Below are 18,144 nucleotides of genomic sequence, written 5' to 3'. Positions count from 1 at the left end.
CCCGGATTAATGCGAAGACGTGCGGTTGCTCGCAGTATTTTTCGCGATTTGCAAAGCGCGTTTAGCCGCCTGATTCGCGCGCGCTGTCGTCTGTGCCGCAGGCGGCGACGGGGGCGCATCCGGCTCGTCCTCCGGCGGCTGGCAAAACGCCGCCAGTTGGCGCACGGTGGCGTGGTTGTACAGCGACATCACGCTCACTTGCGGATAGTGACGCGCCATCTGCCCACTCAGTTGCACCATATCAAGTGACGTTGCCCCTAATTCGGCGTAGTTGTCGTCGAGGCCCACGCTGGCCAGTCCCAGATACTCTTCCAGGATCTGGCAGAGCACGCGTTCCACCTCGCGCGTCGCGGGGCTGTATGCCACGCCCATTTCTGGACGGGGCCGCTTTTTCACCGTCTGCAGAGCGATCGCATCGTCAGTGGCGGAAGATACGCCGCGGTCCACCCGGTTACCTCGCGCCAAGCGATCGATCGCCCGTGGCGAAAGCAGCACTTGCGCCCACGGGCTACGGGTGTGCAGCAACGGCCACAACTGGCGCATCGCCTCGGCGTTGCTCATGCTGAGCGCATAGCCACCGAGACGCCGTTCCGCCATCATGGCGTTCAGCCGGTCCATGACCGCCGCAGTGCGGTGCATTACCACTACCTTGCCGATATGTTGCGGCGTAGTCAGGGTGGCGAAGGCGCGTGCAACCTCGGGCAGCGGTACGGATTTGCACGGCAGGAGCGGCAACGTGTTGTCGTCGATCCAGGCGACAATCTGTTGCAGGTAGCGGCTAAAAGCGCCCTGCGCCGCGTGGAAATTAATCGGAATAAAGGTGCCGCCTTGGGCGAAGAAACGCATCGGCAGCGCTCTGTCTTCCACGATGTCCTTGCTGCCCAGTTCAAGAAAACGGCCCAGCGGCGCCAGTAGAGCGAGGCTGGCGTCGAGCAGATGGCCAGTGAGGGAATTGAGGATCACATCCATCCCCTGCCCGTCCGATGCGGCCAGCAGACTGGCGGCGAACTGTTCGCTGTGCGAATCCGCCACGGCATGCACGCCCAACGAAAGCAGGTAATCGCGTTTCTGCGAGCTGCCTGCCGTGGCATAGATCTGTGCGCCACACTGTTTGGCAATATGGATCGCGGCCAAGCCAACGCCCCCCGCCGCGCTGTGGATCAACACCCGTTCTCCGGGTTGAAGGTTAGCGCGCACCACCAGCGCGTAATAGGCCGTGAGGTATGCGATGGGCAGCGCAGCCGCCTGTTCGATGCGGCAATGGGCCGGTTTTCTCACCACACAATCGCTTTCTACCCGCGCGTATTGCACAAAACCGCCGTTCAGCACCGCCATGACATCCTCACCCGGGGCGAATTCGGTGACATCTTTACCCACTCGGGTAATGCGTCCGGCGCATTCCAGTCCCAATTGCAGCGGCGCGTCCCCCGGCTGTTGCCGGAGCAGCCCCGTGGTGAACAGCACATCCTTAAAGTTCAGCCCGGTAGCCAGTACCTCAATCTCCACCTGTGAATCCCCCGGCGCCAGGCGCGGCGTCGGATACAGAGCCAGCGTACCTGCTCCCGACTCCTCAGAGGCCAGCCGCAATTGATAATTGTCGGCACTGGGCACGCGCAGTCGCGTGCCATCGTCGGCATCTTGCATGTGGATCTGTATCTTGCGCTTCACCAACGCCGCACAGCGGGCAATCAGCTTGCCTGCCGTGTCGTAGAGCGTGAAAGCGTAGCTGTCACCCTCCTCATCGTGCCGATTGACGGTCAGCGCCACGTGTAAGGTGGTCGGCAACGGGCGGTACAGGCGTAAATCTTGATAGAGGAAGGGCACCGAATCGGTGTGAAAATCGGGCAGTTGTTCGACAACGCTGCTGGCGATGTCCAACAATGCCGGGTGCAGCGCGAGCGCATCATCGGCGGCAACCGTGGGCAGGGACAACGTGGCGAAAACGTGAGTCTGTGCAGTGTTGCAGTACAGCTGTTGCACGCTGTGCCAGCGCGGCCCGTAGTGGAAGTGCGTGCTCGATAATCCCTGTGCCGGAGGCGTGATGGCGTGCATCTCGCGCATCAGACTCGTGAGATCGTACGCGCCGTTCTCATCCGCAGTCAGGCGCGTCGCCCTGCCTTTGGCATGGGTGGTCAGCGTACCGCTAAAGCGCTCTGTCATTGACTTCACCTCGACGCTCACCCCCTGCCCGTCAGGTAAAATGTCAACGAACACGTCAGCGCAGCCGTCGTCCATCACACTCAACGGGGCCAAAAAGACCAGTTCATCAATGCAGATTTGGTCTTGCGCAAGGGAGTGGCGCAGGGCTTCATACGCCAGCGCCAGATAGCCGGTCCCCGGCAGCGTGGCAACACCGGATATCCGGTGCTCTTCCAGCAGCCAATCGGATGCGGGGGACAAGCGCGTATAGTAGCTGGCGCCAGCACCTTGTCGTTTATAAGCCTGTAGCAGCGTTCCCGTCGTCAATGGGCGCAGGCCTCGCAGGACGTCGTATTCACTGCCGTTTATGGCATCCAGCAACATGCCCTGTTCACGCAACGCATCCCACCCGATGCTGAGCGCATTCACTCCGTAGCGGGTACGCAGTTGCTGTGCCAGCGCATCCAGATAGGCGCTGGCGGCGGCATAGCCTGTCTGGCCAATCTCCGCATTCACGGCAGCCAGCGAGTTACAAAACAACAACAGCAGGCGCTCATCCAGCAAATTCCGTTGCGCTAACGCATGCAGCACGTTATCGGTGCCTTGTCCTTTCACCGCCAGCGTGTCGCGTAGCGCAGATTCGCTCAGTTGATGCAGTGTCAATGCGGTGGTGGCGTCGGCGGCAAAAATCACGCCATCCAAACGGCCATAACGTTCGAGTAGTGTCGCCAGACAAGCGTTAACCTCCTCCGCCTGCGTTACGTCACAGTGGATGACGTCTAATTCGGCCTGCCGTACCAGTTCGTGGCAATACCCGGCGCGACTGCTCAGCACCACGCGACTCCCCTCACGCCGCGCAAACGCTTCACCGATCACGCGACCAATGCCCTTTTCACCGCCGATGATCCACAACACGCTGCCCGGCAGACATCCTGCCTGAGGAGGTAAATTCGCCAACAGCCGTGTCGGAGTAAAGCTCCGCAGGTAGGGCATGCCCTGCCTGAGCGCCATTACCGTCTCTTGCGGGGCCAAACGCCGACTGAGCCAGCTTAGGTTCTCGTCACTGCCCTGCGCATCAATGTCGATCAACCGCACTTCGGTTGGACGCAACTCTTGGGCCAGCACGTTTACGGCACCGGACAATGCCGCCAGCGCAGGGTCGGCGTTATCCTGTTCCAGTACGCGGAACGCACCCTGGGTCAATACCGTCAGGGACGCCAGCAGCGGGGAGCCGTGCGCGCACCAGCGAGCAACGCGGTAGAGCCCCGCGAGCGACTGCGCCAGTGACGAATCCACCGCCGCACCGGGTGCATAGAGGCAATGCAATTGATGGTAAGTCTTGTTCGCCAAAAGCGCGCTGACGCCCTGGAAATGCGCAAGAATACGGTCGTTATCCCACACCTCATCCTCTGGCGACGTCGGTAGCGGCACGGTGATGCTGTCGATTCCATTGTTCGCCAGTTGCTGCTGTAGCTTGCCACCATCGGCGCTAATGATGAGCGTCAACGCGCCCGGCGCATAGAACGCATCGTGCGAGGGGGCGTCGTGTATCCGCCACAGCACGCGTTGGAGCCACTCATCTTTTGGTCGGCGCAGAGGATGGGGGTGCTGACGATAACCGGAGAGCGCAGCGCCGTAACGATAGTAATACGCCTGTTCGAAGGGGTAATCCGGCAACGGAATGTGCTTGCCGAGCGCCGACTGGTTGAAGCGCCGCCAGTCGATATTCACGCCCTTGACCCATAGCGCGGCCAGCGCACGGTGCAGAACGTGTTCGTCATCGATCGCCGCATTGGCTTTACGTAGCGTTGGCAGGGTCGGCTGATCGCGATATTGGCCGTGTCCTTGAATAAAGGTAGAAAGCGATTTCCCCGGCCCACATTCGACAAACAGCGTGGGTTCCACCAGTAGCTGTGCCGCGCCTTCATTGAACAACACGGCGTTGCGCACCTGCTGCACCCAGTAGTCAGGCGAGGTGGCCTGCTCTACGGTGATCCAGGTGCCGCTTACGTTAGAGATAAAGCGTTTGTGCGGCGCGTGCAGCGGGATTTGGCGCAGCAGTTGAGCGAAATCGTGCAACATCGGCGTCATCATGGCCGAGTGGAATGCGTGAGAAGTTTTCAGGCGCGTGTGCTGTATCTCACCCTCGGCTAAGCGCGTGCTCAAGCTGGAAATGGCTACCTGCTCGCCCGCGACCACGCAAAAGTGCGCGCTGTTATTCGCCGCCAGCTCAATACCCGATTCCGTCTCCAGCCACGGGGTCAGTTGCTCGCGACTGAGGTAGACCGCCAACATGCTGCCGGGACGCATGGACTGCATCAAGCTTCCGCGCACCTCAATGACGCGTAGCGCATCCTCAAGGGTAAACACACCGGCGATGCAGGCGGCGACATATTCGCCCAGACTGTGGCCGATCATGCTGTCCGGCGTAATCCCCAGGTCAATCAACGTGTTCGCCAAGCTGTATTCAACACAGAACAGCGCCGGTTGCGTGAACTGCGTCTGATCAATATCCCGTGTGTCCGCATCGTCAAACAGCAGCGCCTTGAAATCGACCATTGAATAGCGCTGTAAAGCAGCAAAACAGCGATCCATGTGCCGGCGAAACAAAGGCTGATGGGCATAGAGACCTTTAGCCATGCCGCGATATTGGCTGCCTTGACCGGGAAACATGAAGCAGATCTCCGCCGCCGCGCGCCGGCCGCTGAAAGTGTCCGCCTGCAATACCGTAGTGCAAGAGAGATCGATTTTTGATCCTCGACTCACCAAATAGGCCCGCCGATAGTCAAAGGCCGTGCGTCCAGTTTGCAATGTATAAGCGACATCCGGCAGACGCACGCCCACCCCGTGCTTGACATATTCCAGCGTTGAGACCGCGCGCGCGTCCAGCGCGGCGGGCGTTTTAGCGGAAAACAGCAACAGGTAGTCGTCGCGCACCCGCGCCGCTGAAGGGTCGCCCTCATGCTGATGCGCTTCCAGCGCGATGTTGGCATTAGTGCCGCCGATACCGAAGGCGCTCACCAATGCACGGCGCGGTCGCGTCGGTGGCCACGGTTGCGCTTGCGGGTTAACGTACAGTGCGGAACGCGACAGATCGATAGCGGGATTGAGTTGACGAAAGTGCGCCGTTGGCGGCAGCACCTGATGATGCAGGGCGAGCGTCGTTTTGATGACGCCCGCCACCCCCGCAGCCGAGTTGAGGTGACCGATGTTGCTTTTTAGCGCCGATACCGCACAAACCGGGGCCGATGCGGGGCCAAACACCTCATTGAGCGCCCGCAACTCGATAGGATCGCCCAGCATCGTGCCGGTGCCGTGCGCTTCCACCAATCCGATGCTGTCGCTATCAAAATCGGCACGGCGCAAGCTGGCGCGGATCACCGCCGTCTGCCCGGTCACGCTCGGCGCGGTATAGCCGATCTTGTTATTGCCATCATTGTTGACCGCCGAGCCTTTTATCACCCCATAGATACAGTCCCGATCCGCCAGCGCGTCATCCAGACGTTTCAGCAGCAGCATCCCCACGCCATCGCCGGTGACGGTGCCAGACGCTTGGCTATCGAAGGGACGACAGACGCCATCTCGCGCATTGATCATGCCTTCATGGTATTCATAGCCCCGGTAAGCCGGCATTTCGATGGAGACACCGCCCGCCAACGCCGCATCGCAATCCCGGTTACGCAGCGCGTTGCAGGCCTGATGGATTGCCACCGCCGAGGTGGAGCAGGCCGTGTCCAGCGTCACGGCGGGCCCCGTGAGGTTGAGCGCATGGGCAATCAACGCCGTGACGGCGTGGATATTCAGGATACTGGCCTTATACAGGGCGGTGGCGTCGGGGGTGTCTTGCATCACCGCATTGAGCCAGTGGGGCGATGTCAGCAACCCGGCATAAAGGCCAATCGCGCCGGCAAAAGTCACAGGATCGCACCCGGCGTGTTCCAGCGTTTGCCAGCAGCACTGATGCAATAGCCGAATTTGCGGATCCATACGCTCCGCGTCGTTGGGGGTATAGCCAAAGAAATCCGCGTCAAACCATTCGTGGTCGTCAATAACCCCTTTGGCCTTTATGTAATTCGCTTGCTTGAGCTTATCTGCCGCCAGGCCATGCGCACGCAATTCCTCATCGCTGAACAGGGTTAACCCTGATTCTCCGCCAGCGACCAGCGACCACAACGCCGCAATATTCGCCGCGCCGGGGAAGCGCCCCGCCATCCCGACAATCGCCACCGGCATATCGCTGTAGGCAACAACGTGCGTTGGCGCCGCGTCCTCCGGCGGCACCGCAGTACTGAGAAAACGCGTGAGCGCCGCCAGAGTGGGATATTTAAAGAAATCGGTAATATCAATCTCTAGACCAAGTTGCCGCTTAACCTCCCCTTTCACCCTAATGGTATCCAGTGAGGTGCCGCCGAGCGCGAAAAAGGAGGCGTTGCCATCAATGTCTTGTCTATCGAGCACGCGTTGCCAGATGGCATGCAGCGCCCGTCCCACTTCGCCATGTGCCACTGAAGCCGTGGCAGGCGCTGCATGGCGCTGTGCGACGGGCAAGAGATGCCGCAACTGCGCCAGGTTGGCCTTACCGCTGTGACTTTTGGCAATCTCCGTCACCACCACCAATGATTCCGGGATGGCGAATGGCGGCAGTGTGTCAGCCAATTGTCCGCGTACTTCCGCCTCGTCATAGCCATCATTGACGCAGACCACCGCCGCAATATGCAGCGTATCGCGCACTCGGTAAGGAACCACCACCGCCTCGATAATGTCGGCGCACTCCAGCAAGCGTTGCTCGATCTCTCCGGTTTCGATTCGTTGTCCGTTGATCTTGATTTGACCATCTTTGCGGCCAAAACAGTCAACACAGCCATCATCCAGCAACCGGGCATAATCGCCGGTTTTGTACATCATGCCGCCGGGAATGAAAGGATCGGGGATAAAGACCGCTGCGCTCAGTGCCGGATTGTTCTGATAGCCGAGAGCGACCCCCTCTCCCCCCGCCACCAGTTCGCCGAGGGCACCGATGGGCAACAAATGCCCGTGGAGATCGGTAATGTAGAGCGAGGTGCCCGGCACAGCATGGCCAATCGGCACTCGGGCGGGTTGCGGTCCGTTGAAGCGGTACGCAGTGGTAAAGATGGTGTTTTCCGTCGGCCCGTAGCCGTTCGTCACCGCCAGATGCGGGTATTTCTGCATCACGTCGTTGATGTGCCGCGCGGATACTGCCTCGCCGCCCACCGTTATACGTTGTAGCAGGCCGAAGAAATCGCCGCCTTCCGCCACATAGGTGTTAAACAAGGATGAGGTAAACCAGGCGCGCGTCACCTGTTCATGAGCGATCGTGCGGCGAATGCGATCAACATCGAGTAACGCCAATTTGCTGAGCAATACCAGCTTGCCGTGGTTGAGCAAGGTAGACCACATCTCAAACACCGAAACATCAAACTCGAACGGGCAGGTCAGCAGCGTTGTCTCGCCGGTCATCACCTTCAGCGGGCTGTCGCCTTGCATCAGGCGCAGCAAACTGCGGTGCGCCACCGCAATGCCCTTGGGTTTGCCCGTCGACCCCGATGAGTAAATCACATAAGCGCGAGAATCCGGCGTGATAGCCGGGAATTCCACTGGCGGCGCGGCGGGGAATGCATACAGATCACCCTGTACAACCCGCAATGCGTCCAGTGATTTGCCATGCACCAGCAGCAGTGTCAAACCGCTGTCGTCAATAATTTCCTGCATCCGGCCCACAGGGTAGTCGGGACTCATGGGCACATAAGCGGCGCCGATCGTCATGATGGCGATGATGGCAACCACGGTGTTTACCCGGCGTTCGCTAATAACACCTACCGCATCGCCAGCCGTAATGCCCTGCTGTACCAAATAGGCCGCGAGCCGTTCGGCCCTTGCTGCCAACTCACGATAGGTCAACGCGCACTGCTCATCCACCACGGCGATCTGCTCTGGAGAATCCGCAACAACCCGATGAAATTGTTCGATGACATGAGATTGGTTATCCCAATCCCGGCACGCCATGCGGTCCACATAGGGTTGAAGTGCCTGCGTCTGCTGGCGCGGGGTCAGGTTTACCAACGCGGCGATGGGCCGCAGCGGATCCTCCACCAGTTGCTCAAGCAGGTAACTCAGGTGCGCCAGCAACGCACGCGCCATGCCGTCGGTCAGGTAGCGGGTGGCGTAGGCGAGACTGAAACGGAATCCCTCCTGCTGGGTAACGGTCAAGGTCAGCGGATAGTGCGTTTGTTCCTGTACGCCAAGATGGCGAATCGCCACGGACGACGTACCTGACAGCAAGGCCGCATCGACCGGGTAATTCTCCAGTACCACCAAGGTATTAAAGAGGTCGCCGACCTGGCTCTCTTCCTGCGCCAGTCGCTGTATGTTGGCTAAGGCATCATGCTCACAGTCGTAGTGCGTCATTAATGTCTGATGCATACGCTGTACATGTTGCAACAGCGTTGCGCCATCATCGCGCAGGCGTAGCGGCAACGTGTTAATAAATAGCCCCAGCGTTTCTTCTATGCCATCAATCGGCACGTTTCGCCCCGATACCGTCGCGCCGAACACCACATCGTCAGCATAACACCAGCGTTGGAGCATAATGCCCCACGCCACATAGAAGAACGGTGCGGGGGTGATACGGTGCTCGCTGCACAGGGCCTGTATTTTCTGACACACATCCGCCGAGAGAGTGATCTCTGCTTGATGTTTTTGATTCAAATAAGGATTATTCTCGGCCTCAGTGTCGGTATGAGGTTGCGCCAGTCGCGCGATGCGGGTTGGCGTTCCCCCTTGAAGATATTTCGCCCAATAGTCCCGTTGAAAGGTGTGTCGTCGGGCTGCCAAAGCGTCTACAAGGGGTTTCAGGGATGAGGGGGAAATGACACTGTCATCCCTCACACCACTGGCCACGGCAGCGCCATAGAGTTGGAGCAACTGTGTCATAAAAAGGGATAAGCTCCAGCCGTCCATCACTATGTGGTGGTAAGAGAGGATAAAGGCACTCTCTTTCGCTGACTGAATAAGATAGGCGCGGACCGGTATAGAATTTAAGGCGAAAGGATAACGTAAATCAGTCTGTAACAGTTGGGGGATTATGGCATCAATACCTTCATCCGGTGGGATCGAGATGATGCCTTCATTGAGTGGGCAACGTAATTCACCCTCCTCACCGTTTAACACATATATTTCCGGCAACACATCCGTGTTCACCACCTGACAGGGATGATCGTCCATATCCCAATGATATTCCGTGCGGAAACACTCATGCTTGCGAAATAACGCTTCTAACGCCCACTGAAAGTGGGCACTTTCTACACACTGGGAAAAAATGCACGTAAATTGCTCATGATAGTTATGCTTCACCTCTTCGTTTAACGAATGGAATAAGAACCCTTGTTGACTAGGTGTTAACGGAAAGTGATTACGTATGACCTTGTCAGTACACAGAGAATATCCAGAGGTGTTATCCATAACTCACTACCTTATTTATAATTCAAATATTTCAAGTGAATAATAACTACTGGGATTTGTTACAACTAAACTTAACATAGCCTTTCCAATCGCATACCTACCCACAAGGATAGTTTTTTATCGTACAATAATATAATTTACCCACATTTAATCACCAATTAGAATAAGCATTAATACGGCAATCCATCTCTCTAATATTAAAGGGATTTTCCATTTTAAGCGGTGCAGTTCATTGCCAGACCCCCACACGAGTTCACGTGGGTAACCACATTTTCCATTTCATGTTGCAGACAATATGAAACGCTAATAATAAGTGAGTAATTAACTCATAGACTGAACTATTCAGTCTGTATATAAGCCGCTAAACCAGGCGTCTTCCAGAGCACAACCACATGATTGGTGTGAGGGAATACAGGCACTCCCTTACGACCTGGAAACATGACGTATATAACATTAATTATGTATGACACTTCCTTACATTAAGAAATGTTGTATCCTGCGTTTTTCTTTTTTTGAAAACCGCAAACCTAACCATATTCATGACATGTTTTCAAACAACGGAATGTAATATGAAAAAAGACCTGAAAAACAACACGTTGTCTCTGCGTGAAAGGCAAGTGTTGCGCATGCTAGCACAAGGCGATGAGTACACTGAAATATCACACAATCTTAACATATCTGTAAACACGATAAAGTTTCATGTGAAGAACATCAAGCATAAAATACAAGCCAAGAATATCAACCATGCAATACACATTGCTGATAAGGGTGAGATTATCTAAATTAGCGTAGACCTACTCGTTGGCCATACAGTTTTTTCCTTCGAAAGGATATGGATGGCCTTCCTGGCTAGTTCAATGAAGAAAGGTAAGACGCTATCAGCAGCGTTGCCTTGTTAAAGAGGCAGAAATTTATATTTTAAATCGCGAGGCGATCAAAAAAAACAGCCAGGAGGATGGCAACCTGATGCGCTATTGCAATCATGGAGACTGAGTACGAACGGGTACAGTTTTATTTCAATGGAAACACGCGGTTCAAACTTCGCTTTCGCCTCTCGGATTACCTGTTTTAAATCAGCGCAACCCATTCCATTCTCAGCCTTAAACTCGCTACACGACTATATTTTATACATATCCACGTATTTCCTCGCTCTTTCTTCAGCCCCAAGGAAGCGATGAAGATGGTTTTTTGGCGGGTAAAAGATCCTGACGACATCAAAACATCACCAATAATTCGGTACTCAATAGACTATAAACCACTATCGGGGCTGTCATTTAGGGTGTGTTTATTGCACTTTGCATAGTGAAATACGACCACATCGTTCATTTTGATACCGTCAATACCTGGTCAAATAGCATACATTTGCTAGCTCAAGCCCAATGCGCGAAGCAAACTGGCGTTATCGGGCTTGGTTCAATGAGTAAACTCGATAATCTCTTGAAAAAAATCATTGCTGACACACTGCGCTCCGAACTGTTTTTTGGCTTTTCTGCCGCCCTCAAAAGCTGCGTTTCGCCACCAGATAGGCACCCGCCACCAGCAGCAGGGCGCCGAACAGCGCCGGCAGATTCTCGCGCAGCGCCGCCGGGCCGGCGCGGTAGACGTCCACCAGCAGCCCCATGCACAGTTGGCTGGCGACCAGGATCGAGATGGTGGCCGCCGCCCCCAGTTTTTGGTAGCCCAGGATACCGGCGAACACGAACAGCGATCCCAGCAGCCCCGGCAACAGCATCCACCACCTGGCGGCGCCGGTCACTTCCGCCACCGCGCCGAGGCCGTTTTTGGCCAGCAGCAACCCCACCAGCAGCAGCAAACCGACGCTGGAGTTGATCACCAGCGTGATAAGGATGGTCGAGACGCTTTCGGTAATGCGCACCATCAGCAGATTCTGCACCACCAGCCCCATTCCCGCCGCTACCAGCAGCAATAGCATATTCATCGCCCTGTCTCCTGGGATCAGCGCGCCGGCGGCGCCGCCCGCTCGTCGAGCGTCAGCTGCAGGAAAGTCAGATCCAGCCATTGGCCAAATTTGGCGCCCACCTGCTCCATGCGCCCCACCTCGCGGAACCCGAGCGCCAGATGCAGCTGAATGGAGGCCTGATTGCCGGATTCGATGCCGGCCACCATCACGTGCTTGCCGCTCTCCCGCGCCCGTGCGATCAGGGCGATCAACAGCGCTTTGCCAATCCCTTCACCGCGATGCGCCTGATGGACATAAACCGAGTGTTCTACGGTATGACGATAGCCGTCCCAGGCGCGCCAGTCGCCGAACGACGCGTAGCCGATCGCCTCGTCCGCGCCGTTCACCGCCACCAGCACCGGGTAGCCCGCCGTCTGCCGTTCGCCGATCCACGCCGCGCGATTGGCCGCATCCACGGTTTGTTCATTCCAGATGGCGGTGCTGTTCAACACCGCGTCGTTATAGATGGCGGCAATCGCCGCGCTATCGTTGAGCGTCGCATTTCGTATAATCATGGTTTACCCCGGCCAATTGTCCACTATAATACTACGATATGAATATTAAATTAGACAATCTAAATCAGCTGATCGGCGCACGCATTCGCATTGAACGCGAGGCGCGCCACTGGTCGCTGTCCGATCTGGCCGAGCAGGCAGGCGTCTCACGGGCGATGGTTCATAAGATCGAGCGCGGCGAGAGCAGCCCGACGGCGATGCTGCTGGGCAGGCTGGCGGGAGCGTTCGGCCTCAGCATGTCCAAGCTGATTGCTCGAGCGGAAACGCAGGAAGGCCGGCTGCTGCGCCGGGAAGATCAGCCGGTCTGGGTCGATCCGGAGAGCGGCTACGTGCGGCGCCACGTTTCGCCGCGCACCGATCTGCCGCTCGATCTGGTGCGTATCGAACTGCCGGCCGGCGCGACGATCCCGATGCCGGCTTCGGTGTATGCCTTCAAGCGCCAGCTGATCTGGGTTTTATCCGGCGAGTTGGTCTTTGTGGAAGGTGACGCGCGCCATGACATGGCCGAGGGAGACTGCCTGGAGCTCGGCCCACCGGCGGACTGCCGCTTTGAAAACCAGAGCGACCAACCGTGCGTGTATATGGTGGCGGTACTGAGCGCCGCCTGACGCCCCGCCCGCGCTAGCCCTGCGTCGGCCGGTTATAGCCGGCGCGGAAAAACTTCTCCGCCAGCCGGCTGTCGCCGCCGGAAAAGAACTCGCTCATCGGCTCACTGCCGAGGCCATAGGCGCGGCTCAGCTGCCCGGCTTCGAACGCCGCCCGGTTTTCGTCGCCGCAGCGCTGCGCCAAATGGTGCGCATAGCCGAGCACAAAGCCGCGCTTGTAGTCGGAGCAAAAGCGCGACAGCTCCGCCTCCGGCTTCAGGTTCTCCGCCTTTAACCCCGCCAACAGCCCTTTGCCAAAATGGTCCCCCACGCTTTCCTCCTCATTACGCCATCGCTATATAAAAAAATATACAGCGAATAGACGAACGAGAACATACTCCCAAAGTTCTACCCGCCGCATAAAAAAGGCCCGCCAAGCGGGCCTGAGGGAAAGCGGGCAATCACAGCGTGAAATTCAGCCCTTCGCTAACGGTCTTGCCCAGCGGCAGGCGGCCCGACGGCGCCTCTTTTTCCTGCAGGAAATCCGGCAGGCGAGCTTTGTCGCCCGGTTTGCCGATCGCCACCATGGCGTGCACCGCATAGTCGTCCGGCAGCTGCAGCGCAGCCTTAATCTTGTCGTGGTGGATGCCGCTCATGCAGTGGGTCAACCAACCTTTCAGGTGCGCCTGATGCGCCAGGCTGGCCCAGGCGGCGCCGGTGTCGAACGCGTGGGTCGGGTTGTCCACCAGCCGTTCGCCGTTCAGGCTGGTGGTTTTGGAGACGATCACCACCAGCGCCGAGGCGTGCTGCGCCCAGCCGCGGTTGAAGTCGATCAGGAACTCCAGGTAGTTCTCCCAGCTGTCGGAGCCGTGCTTGCTGTAGGCAAAGCGCCACGGCTGAATGTTGTAGGCCGAAGGCGACCAGCGCGCCGCTTCAAAAAAGCTCAGCAGCGTTTGATCGTCGATGGCGTCGTTGGCCATCGCGCGCGGCGACCAGCGCTCGATAAATTGCGCATCAATCGGGTAATCGGACGTTCTTGGCTGGCTCATGATAAGTTCTCGCAGTGAAGTAAAAACAAAAGTTCGCTGATATTCCCACAGCTTAAGACGATAAAACTTTTATTTCGTGCCATTGCCCTGCGGCAGTTCCTGCTGCAGCCAGGCGAGAAACGCCCTGACCGGCGGATGCCGCTCGCGCCCCGGCGCGCACAGCACGCTGTACGCGGCCCCCGGTACGCGCACCTCCGGCCGGTACGCCACCAACAGACCGTTATCCACCATATCGGACACCATCACCGAACTGGCGAGCACCAGCCCCTGCCCGGCCACCGCCGCCTGCAGGGCGTAATGCTCCTCATGATAGCTGCGCATCGCCGCATGGCGCTGCCACCAGTCCACGCCGGCGGCCCGGCACCAGTCGCGCCAGCCGCTGTCGTACAGCGCCGAATCCCCCCACTTGACGGTGATCAGCACCGGATTTTCCGGCTCGGTGGCGGCCAGCCCCGGCGCAGCGTAGACGCCAAAGCTCTCCTCCAGCCGCGCCGTCTGATGCAGCGCGGGATACTGCGCGCGGCTGTAACGCACCGCCACGTCCACGCTGGCATCCTGCTGCAAATCGATCACCTCGGCGCAGGCCTCCAGGCGCACCAGATAGTGCGGGTACGCCTGGTAGAAACGCCCCAGGCGCGGCACCAGCCACAGCGCCGCGAAAGAGTGCGTAACCGAAACGCACAGCGATCCTGTGCTGGGCTGCGGCCGCAGGCCCTCAAGGGTGGCGGCGACGTCCAGCAGCGCGCCGTGCACCCCGACGAACAGCGTTTCGCCTTTCGGCGTCAGCCGCACGCCGCGCGGCACCCGCTCGAACAGCGCAAACCCCAATTGTTGCTCCAGCGCTTTGATCTGGTGCGAAATCGCCGTCGGCGTCACCGCCAGCTCGGCCGCCGCCAGCTTGAAGCTGCGCAGGCGAGCGGCGGATTCAAAGGTGCGTAATGCGTTGACGGGCAGCGTGGCGAACATGGCGAACTCTCTTGAGATGAATTGAAATCATCCTGGCAGAAAAGCCGTCATTTGTCGCCTGCCAGCACTTGTTTCTAGAGTAAGGCTGAATTCACTTCATACCGAGGAACATGACATGAATACAACTCATCAATCAAAACGTCTGGTGGTGCTGGTCGGCAGCCCGCGCCGCGACGGCAACAGCGCCACGCTGGCGCAGGCGATCCTGGCGGGCGCCGCCGAAGCCGGCACCTCCGCCAGCCTGCACTTTCTCGATGATTACCTGAGCGGTTTTCTGAGCGATGAACGCCACACGCCGCCGCCGGCCGATCGCTACGCCGAGCTGTTCCTTGAGCACTTTCTGCCGGCCGACGGCGCGGTATTCTGCACGCCGATTTACTGGTACGGCATGTCGGCGCAAACCAAGGCCTTTTTCGATCGCTCATTCAGCTTCTATTCCAACACCTACCCTCAGGCGGAACAGGTGCACCAGCGCATGAGCGGCAAGCGTATCGGGCTGGCGGTGGCGTCGGAAGAAACCTACCCCGGCGCGGCGCTGGGCATCGTGCATCAGCTCCAGGAATTCAGCCGCTACACCCATTCCGCCTTCGTCGGCGTGGTGCACGGCGCCGGCAATCAGCGCGGCGAGATCGCCCGCGATCCGCGCAATCCGCTGCAGGCCGCCCGCGCGCTGGGGCGCGAGTTCTTCACCCGCCCCTACTCGGATTATCAGATGGACAGCCCGCGCAGCACGCAGGTGTGGGAGGAGTGAGCGCGGTGATTGCAAGCATAACGTTAGCATCTGTCGCAATCTGTTGCGGGCCATTGGCCTGCCGTTACGGCGCTTGTATGATACGACGCGGCGCCAGAGGGTGGCCGCCGATCTGAAGCGGAAGCGAACTGCAATGTCTAAACAGTGGAAAATAGCGGCGGCCAACGCCGGTTTGCGTCTCTATACCCGCATCGCGGGCAATTTCCGGCCCGCAGCAAGCTTCGATCCGCGGCAATCCTTTGAACGCATTGTCATTTTCTCCACCAGCGCCCTCGGCGATCTGATGTTAAACACGCCCGCCATCCGCGCACTGTGCGAACGCTATCCCGGCGCGCACATCACGCTGGTCTCCAGCCACAAAAACCGGCAATTGGTTGAAGGCAGCCCCTGTTTTCATGACGTGATTTACTGGGACCACAAGGCCAAAGACATACTGAGCATCATCCGCCGGCTGCGAAAAAACCGGCCGCAATTGGCGATCATCCTGCATTCGAAAGCGCCCTATGACATCATCGCCGCCATCGCCGCCGGCTGCCAATACCTGTTCAAAGATCTTTATGGCAACAAACCGAGCGGCATGGAGCGCTGGCTGACCGGCGTCAGCCACAGCACCGGCGGCCATTTGATTCAGCGCAAGCTGGATATGGTAGGCCAATTGGGTTGCCGCACCGATAACCCGGAGATGTTCATCCCCGTCGCGTTCCCGCCACGGGAAACACCGCCGGGCCAGCCGATCGTCGGTTTTCAGATGGGGGCCTCCGAGACGCTGCGTTGCTGGCCAGTGGCGCGTTTTATCCAATTGGCGCAGCGGCTGCTGGCGCAGTCGGCGACGCTGCGGATCGTACTGATCGGCAGCGCGGCGGAGCGCGCGATTGAGCGTGAATTTATGGCCGGCTTAAGCGAGGAACAACGGCAACGCGTGGTGAGCCATGTCGGCAATACCACCCTGTTGCAACTGCTGGCAGTCATCGCCGACATGCGGCTGCTGATCACCGGCGATACCGGGCCGCTGCATTTGGCCATCGCGTTGAAAACGCCGACCATCAGCCTGTTCGTCACCGCCAACCCACGCTACAGCGGCCCATACCAAAACCGCGAATTGCATCAGATTATCGCTTTCTCGGCCGAGACGCAGACATTGACTCCGGCCCAACTCGCCCAGCCGCTCAGCATCATCGATGCTGAGCAGGTATTCGATCGGGCGCTCGCGGTGTTGAACGGCGACGCTTAACCCTGCATAAAATAAGCCTGGCAATCGACCTTTTCGAAGATCTCGCCGCCAATGGCGCTATTGGGCGACAGGTTTTTTATCGACATGGCGTTGTTGCGCATGATTTCGCTGGCGAAGCGGAAAGCGGGCATCACGATGGAATCGACGTGTTCCGGCAAATGAGTCGGCTGCATGTTGTCTTTGGTTTCATAAAAGCGCGGTAAGTGGAAGTTGTTCATATCCAGGCCGGCGATAAAAAGCTGGTCAAAACCGAGAAAAGCAATGATCTGCAACGCCCAATAACTCACCGTACCGGCATCAAAAACGCCGCGGCGAATGTCCTGGCTGAAAGCCACCCGACGATCGGCGGCGCAAAAGCGCATACCGTCATCGTGGCGATAATGTGCCCACAGCGCATCGGGCGCAATACGGGGACAATAGATTTTAAAGGCGGCATCTTCGAGCACCGACAGCCGGCAGCGGATACCGGCAAGCGTAAACCGATCGATAATACGGGCCACGCCGTGCGCCGTCGTAAATAACGTCAATCCCGCCGTTTGTATAATATCGCGCACAATGTCCGAGCGTCGGTCGAAAAACCCCATATCGACGATGACATAAAAACGGAACGCCACCTGTTGGGACAAGAAATAGGCGCCATTAACACCAACAGCAGGCATCGCGGGCAGTGCGTCGAAAGGCAACTCATTAATGGACGGGCCGGTCGCGGTCAATAAAACGGCTCCCTGACAACTGCCACGTAATTCACTGAGTGGAATAAGCGGCACCTGATGCTTTTTATACCATAATTCAACGATCTCCCCGCTGGCAGCGCGGACGATCTTCATATAAGGCCAAAGATTCTCGTTATGCCGATAAGGGCGCGCGTGGGAATAGCGATAGATCTGCTTGAAAAATGACCTCATCCTCATAATGGCGATATCCTGTCCAGAGTGCATGACGATACCTACAGAGGCATCTTTCTGTATGCTCAGAATTTAAATACGAGTCAGCACTGGCCAGGCCGCTCAGCGAGTATCTAAGCTTTCGTTTAGACAGGCAATTTTTGTAATTTGAATTATTCGTCAGCATATCGGCAAGAGATGCGTCAAAATGTTAATCAAATGAAAAACGGTTACAGCGCGTAAAAATAGCGTTAATGGCAGAGGTGATGCCGCTTGGCATGGGTGGGTTTTTTGTTATAACGTAGCAGGAATTCAGCCAAAGGAAGACGACGATGAAAATCCAGCTGTCGCTGCTGTTTCTCAGCCTGCTGGCCGGTAAGGCCGCGGCGTTTCAGTCTAAGATGCCCGAACCGCGCCCGGAACAGGCGCGCGCGGCGGAACAGAACATCGAAAATCTGTTTTATGGCTTTCACGCCATGGACGCCCAATCGGTGAACATCGGCAGCTGCGCGGCGGTGCCGGTCGCAGGATGCCAATGCGCGTTCTGCACCCAGCTGCGGCAGGCCGGGCGCTGAGCCGCTCCCCC

12 protein-coding genes are annotated in these 18,144 nt (G+C 57.9%); 5 read left to right on the top strand and 7 right to left on the bottom strand.

The window, feature by feature from the left end:
- Window positions 1–6 precede the first annotated feature (6 nt).
- The gene (clbB, locus tag M6G53_RS02370; RefSeq protein WP_253328591.1) at window positions 7–9,618 is read right to left on the bottom strand and encodes a colibactin hybrid non-ribosomal peptide synthetase/type I polyketide synthase ClbB; all 9,612 of its coding nucleotides are present in this window, start codon (window positions 9,616–9,618) and stop codon (window positions 7–9) included.
- 569 nt (window positions 9,619–10,187) lie between these two features.
- On the opposite strand from clbB, the gene M6G53_RS02365 reads away from it, so the two are divergent.
- Complete coding sequence (locus tag M6G53_RS02365; protein WP_253328590.1) at window positions 10,188–10,400, top strand: response regulator transcription factor; 213 nt, start codon at window positions 10,188–10,190, stop codon at window positions 10,398–10,400.
- A 716-nt stretch (window positions 10,401–11,116) separates the two neighbouring features.
- Here M6G53_RS02365 and M6G53_RS02360 read toward each other — a convergent pair.
- Together M6G53_RS02360 and M6G53_RS02355 are read right to left on the bottom strand one after the other, a co-directional pair.
- Window positions 11,117–11,557 carry a DMT family transporter gene (locus M6G53_RS02360; protein WP_193159261.1) on the bottom strand — a complete coding sequence of 147 codons (441 nt, stop codon included), beginning with the start codon at window positions 11,555–11,557 and terminating at the stop codon, window positions 11,117–11,119.
- Between the two features lie 17 nt (window positions 11,558–11,574).
- On the bottom strand, window positions 11,575–12,093 hold the full coding sequence (locus M6G53_RS02355; RefSeq protein WP_253328589.1) for a GNAT family N-acetyltransferase: 519 nt from the start codon (window positions 12,091–12,093) through the stop codon (window positions 11,575–11,577).
- A 38-nt stretch (window positions 12,094–12,131) separates the two neighbouring features.
- Here M6G53_RS02355 and M6G53_RS02350 point away from each other — a divergent pair, with 38 nt between their 5' ends.
- A complete protein-coding gene (locus tag M6G53_RS02350; RefSeq protein ID WP_038878021.1) occupies window positions 12,132–12,701 on the top strand; it encodes a helix-turn-helix domain-containing protein in 570 nt (189 codons plus the stop codon).
- A gap of 13 nt (window positions 12,702–12,714) precedes the next feature.
- Here the strand turns inward: M6G53_RS02350 and M6G53_RS02345 are convergent, their stop codons facing one another.
- The 3 genes from M6G53_RS02345 to M6G53_RS02335 all read right to left on the bottom strand — a co-directional run bounded on the left by M6G53_RS02345 (window position 12,715) and on the right by M6G53_RS02335 (window position 14,692).
- The gene (locus tag M6G53_RS02345; protein ID WP_060451675.1) at window positions 12,715–13,008 is read right to left on the bottom strand and encodes a DUF2623 family protein; all 294 of its coding nucleotides are present in this window, start codon (window positions 13,006–13,008) and stop codon (window positions 12,715–12,717) included.
- A gap of 130 nt (window positions 13,009–13,138) precedes the next feature.
- Window positions 13,139–13,726: a nitroreductase family protein gene (locus tag M6G53_RS02340; protein ID WP_033635168.1), complete on the bottom strand. Its 588-nt coding sequence runs from the start codon at window positions 13,724–13,726 to the stop codon at window positions 13,139–13,141.
- Window positions 13,727–13,795: 69 nt separating this feature from the next.
- Complete coding sequence (locus M6G53_RS02335; protein WP_253328588.1) at window positions 13,796–14,692, bottom strand: LysR substrate-binding domain-containing protein; 897 nt, start codon at window positions 14,690–14,692, stop codon at window positions 13,796–13,798.
- Window positions 14,693–14,807: 115 nt separating this feature from the next.
- Here M6G53_RS02335 and M6G53_RS02330 point away from each other — a divergent pair, with 115 nt between their 5' ends.
- Together M6G53_RS02330 and M6G53_RS02325 are read left to right on the top strand one after the other, a co-directional pair.
- Window positions 14,808–15,443: a flavodoxin family protein gene (locus M6G53_RS02330; protein ID WP_253328587.1), complete on the top strand. Its 636-nt coding sequence runs from the start codon at window positions 14,808–14,810 to the stop codon at window positions 15,441–15,443.
- A 133-nt stretch (window positions 15,444–15,576) separates the two neighbouring features.
- Window positions 15,577–16,674, top strand: a complete 1,098-nt coding sequence (locus M6G53_RS02325) for a glycosyltransferase family 9 protein (RefSeq protein WP_253328586.1) — start codon at window positions 15,577–15,579, stop codon at window positions 16,672–16,674.
- On the opposite strand, the gene M6G53_RS02320 is transcribed toward M6G53_RS02325, so the two are convergent.
- The gene (locus M6G53_RS02320) at window positions 16,671–17,579 is read right to left on the bottom strand and encodes a WaaZ-like lipopolysaccharide core biosynthesis protein (RefSeq protein WP_253328930.1); all 909 of its coding nucleotides are present in this window, start codon (window positions 17,577–17,579) and stop codon (window positions 16,671–16,673) included. The two genes, M6G53_RS02325 and M6G53_RS02320, sit on opposite strands and share 4 nt — an antisense overlap.
- Window positions 17,580–17,890: 311 nt before the next feature.
- Here M6G53_RS02320 and M6G53_RS02315 point away from each other — a divergent pair, with 311 nt between their 5' ends.
- Window positions 17,891–18,133, top strand: coding sequence for a hypothetical protein (locus tag M6G53_RS02315; protein ID WP_253328585.1), 243 nt, complete (start codon window positions 17,891–17,893; stop codon window positions 18,131–18,133).
- Window positions 18,134–18,144: the final 11 nt, after the last annotated feature.

The sequence above is a fragment of the Serratia nevei genome (assembly GCF_024160145.1).
In the GTDB taxonomy this organism is placed as follows: Bacteria; Pseudomonadota; Gammaproteobacteria; order Enterobacterales; family Enterobacteriaceae; genus Serratia; species Serratia nevei_A.
This window is presented reverse-complemented; position numbering and strand designations above follow the sequence as displayed.

Coding starts and splice junctions, on each gene's coding strand:
- clbB (WP_253328591.1), bottom strand. CDS start 9,618: ATGGATAACACCTCTGGATATTCTCTGTGTACTGACAAGGTCATACGT.
- M6G53_RS02365 (WP_253328590.1), top strand. CDS start 10,188: ATGAAAAAAGACCTGAAAAACAACACGTTGTCTCTGCGTGAAAGGCAA.
- M6G53_RS02360 (WP_193159261.1), bottom strand. CDS start 11,557: ATGAATATGCTATTGCTGCTGGTAGCGGCGGGAATGGGGCTGGTGGTG.
- M6G53_RS02355 (WP_253328589.1), bottom strand. CDS start 12,093: ATGATTATACGAAATGCGACGCTCAACGATAGCGCGGCGATTGCCGCC.
- M6G53_RS02350 (WP_038878021.1), top strand. CDS start 12,132: ATGAATATTAAATTAGACAATCTAAATCAGCTGATCGGCGCACGCATT.
- M6G53_RS02340 (WP_033635168.1), bottom strand. CDS start 13,726: ATGAGCCAGCCAAGAACGTCCGATTACCCGATTGATGCGCAATTTATC.
- M6G53_RS02335 (WP_253328588.1), bottom strand. CDS start 14,692: ATGTTCGCCACGCTGCCCGTCAACGCATTACGCACCTTTGAATCCGCC.
- M6G53_RS02330 (WP_253328587.1), top strand. CDS start 14,808: ATGAATACAACTCATCAATCAAAACGTCTGGTGGTGCTGGTCGGCAGC.
- M6G53_RS02325 (WP_253328586.1), top strand. CDS start 15,577: ATGTCTAAACAGTGGAAAATAGCGGCGGCCAACGCCGGTTTGCGTCTC.
- M6G53_RS02320 (WP_253328930.1), bottom strand. CDS start 17,579: ATGAGGTCATTTTTCAAGCAGATCTATCGCTATTCCCACGCGCGCCCT.
- M6G53_RS02315 (WP_253328585.1), top strand. CDS start 17,891: ATGAAAATCCAGCTGTCGCTGCTGTTTCTCAGCCTGCTGGCCGGTAAG.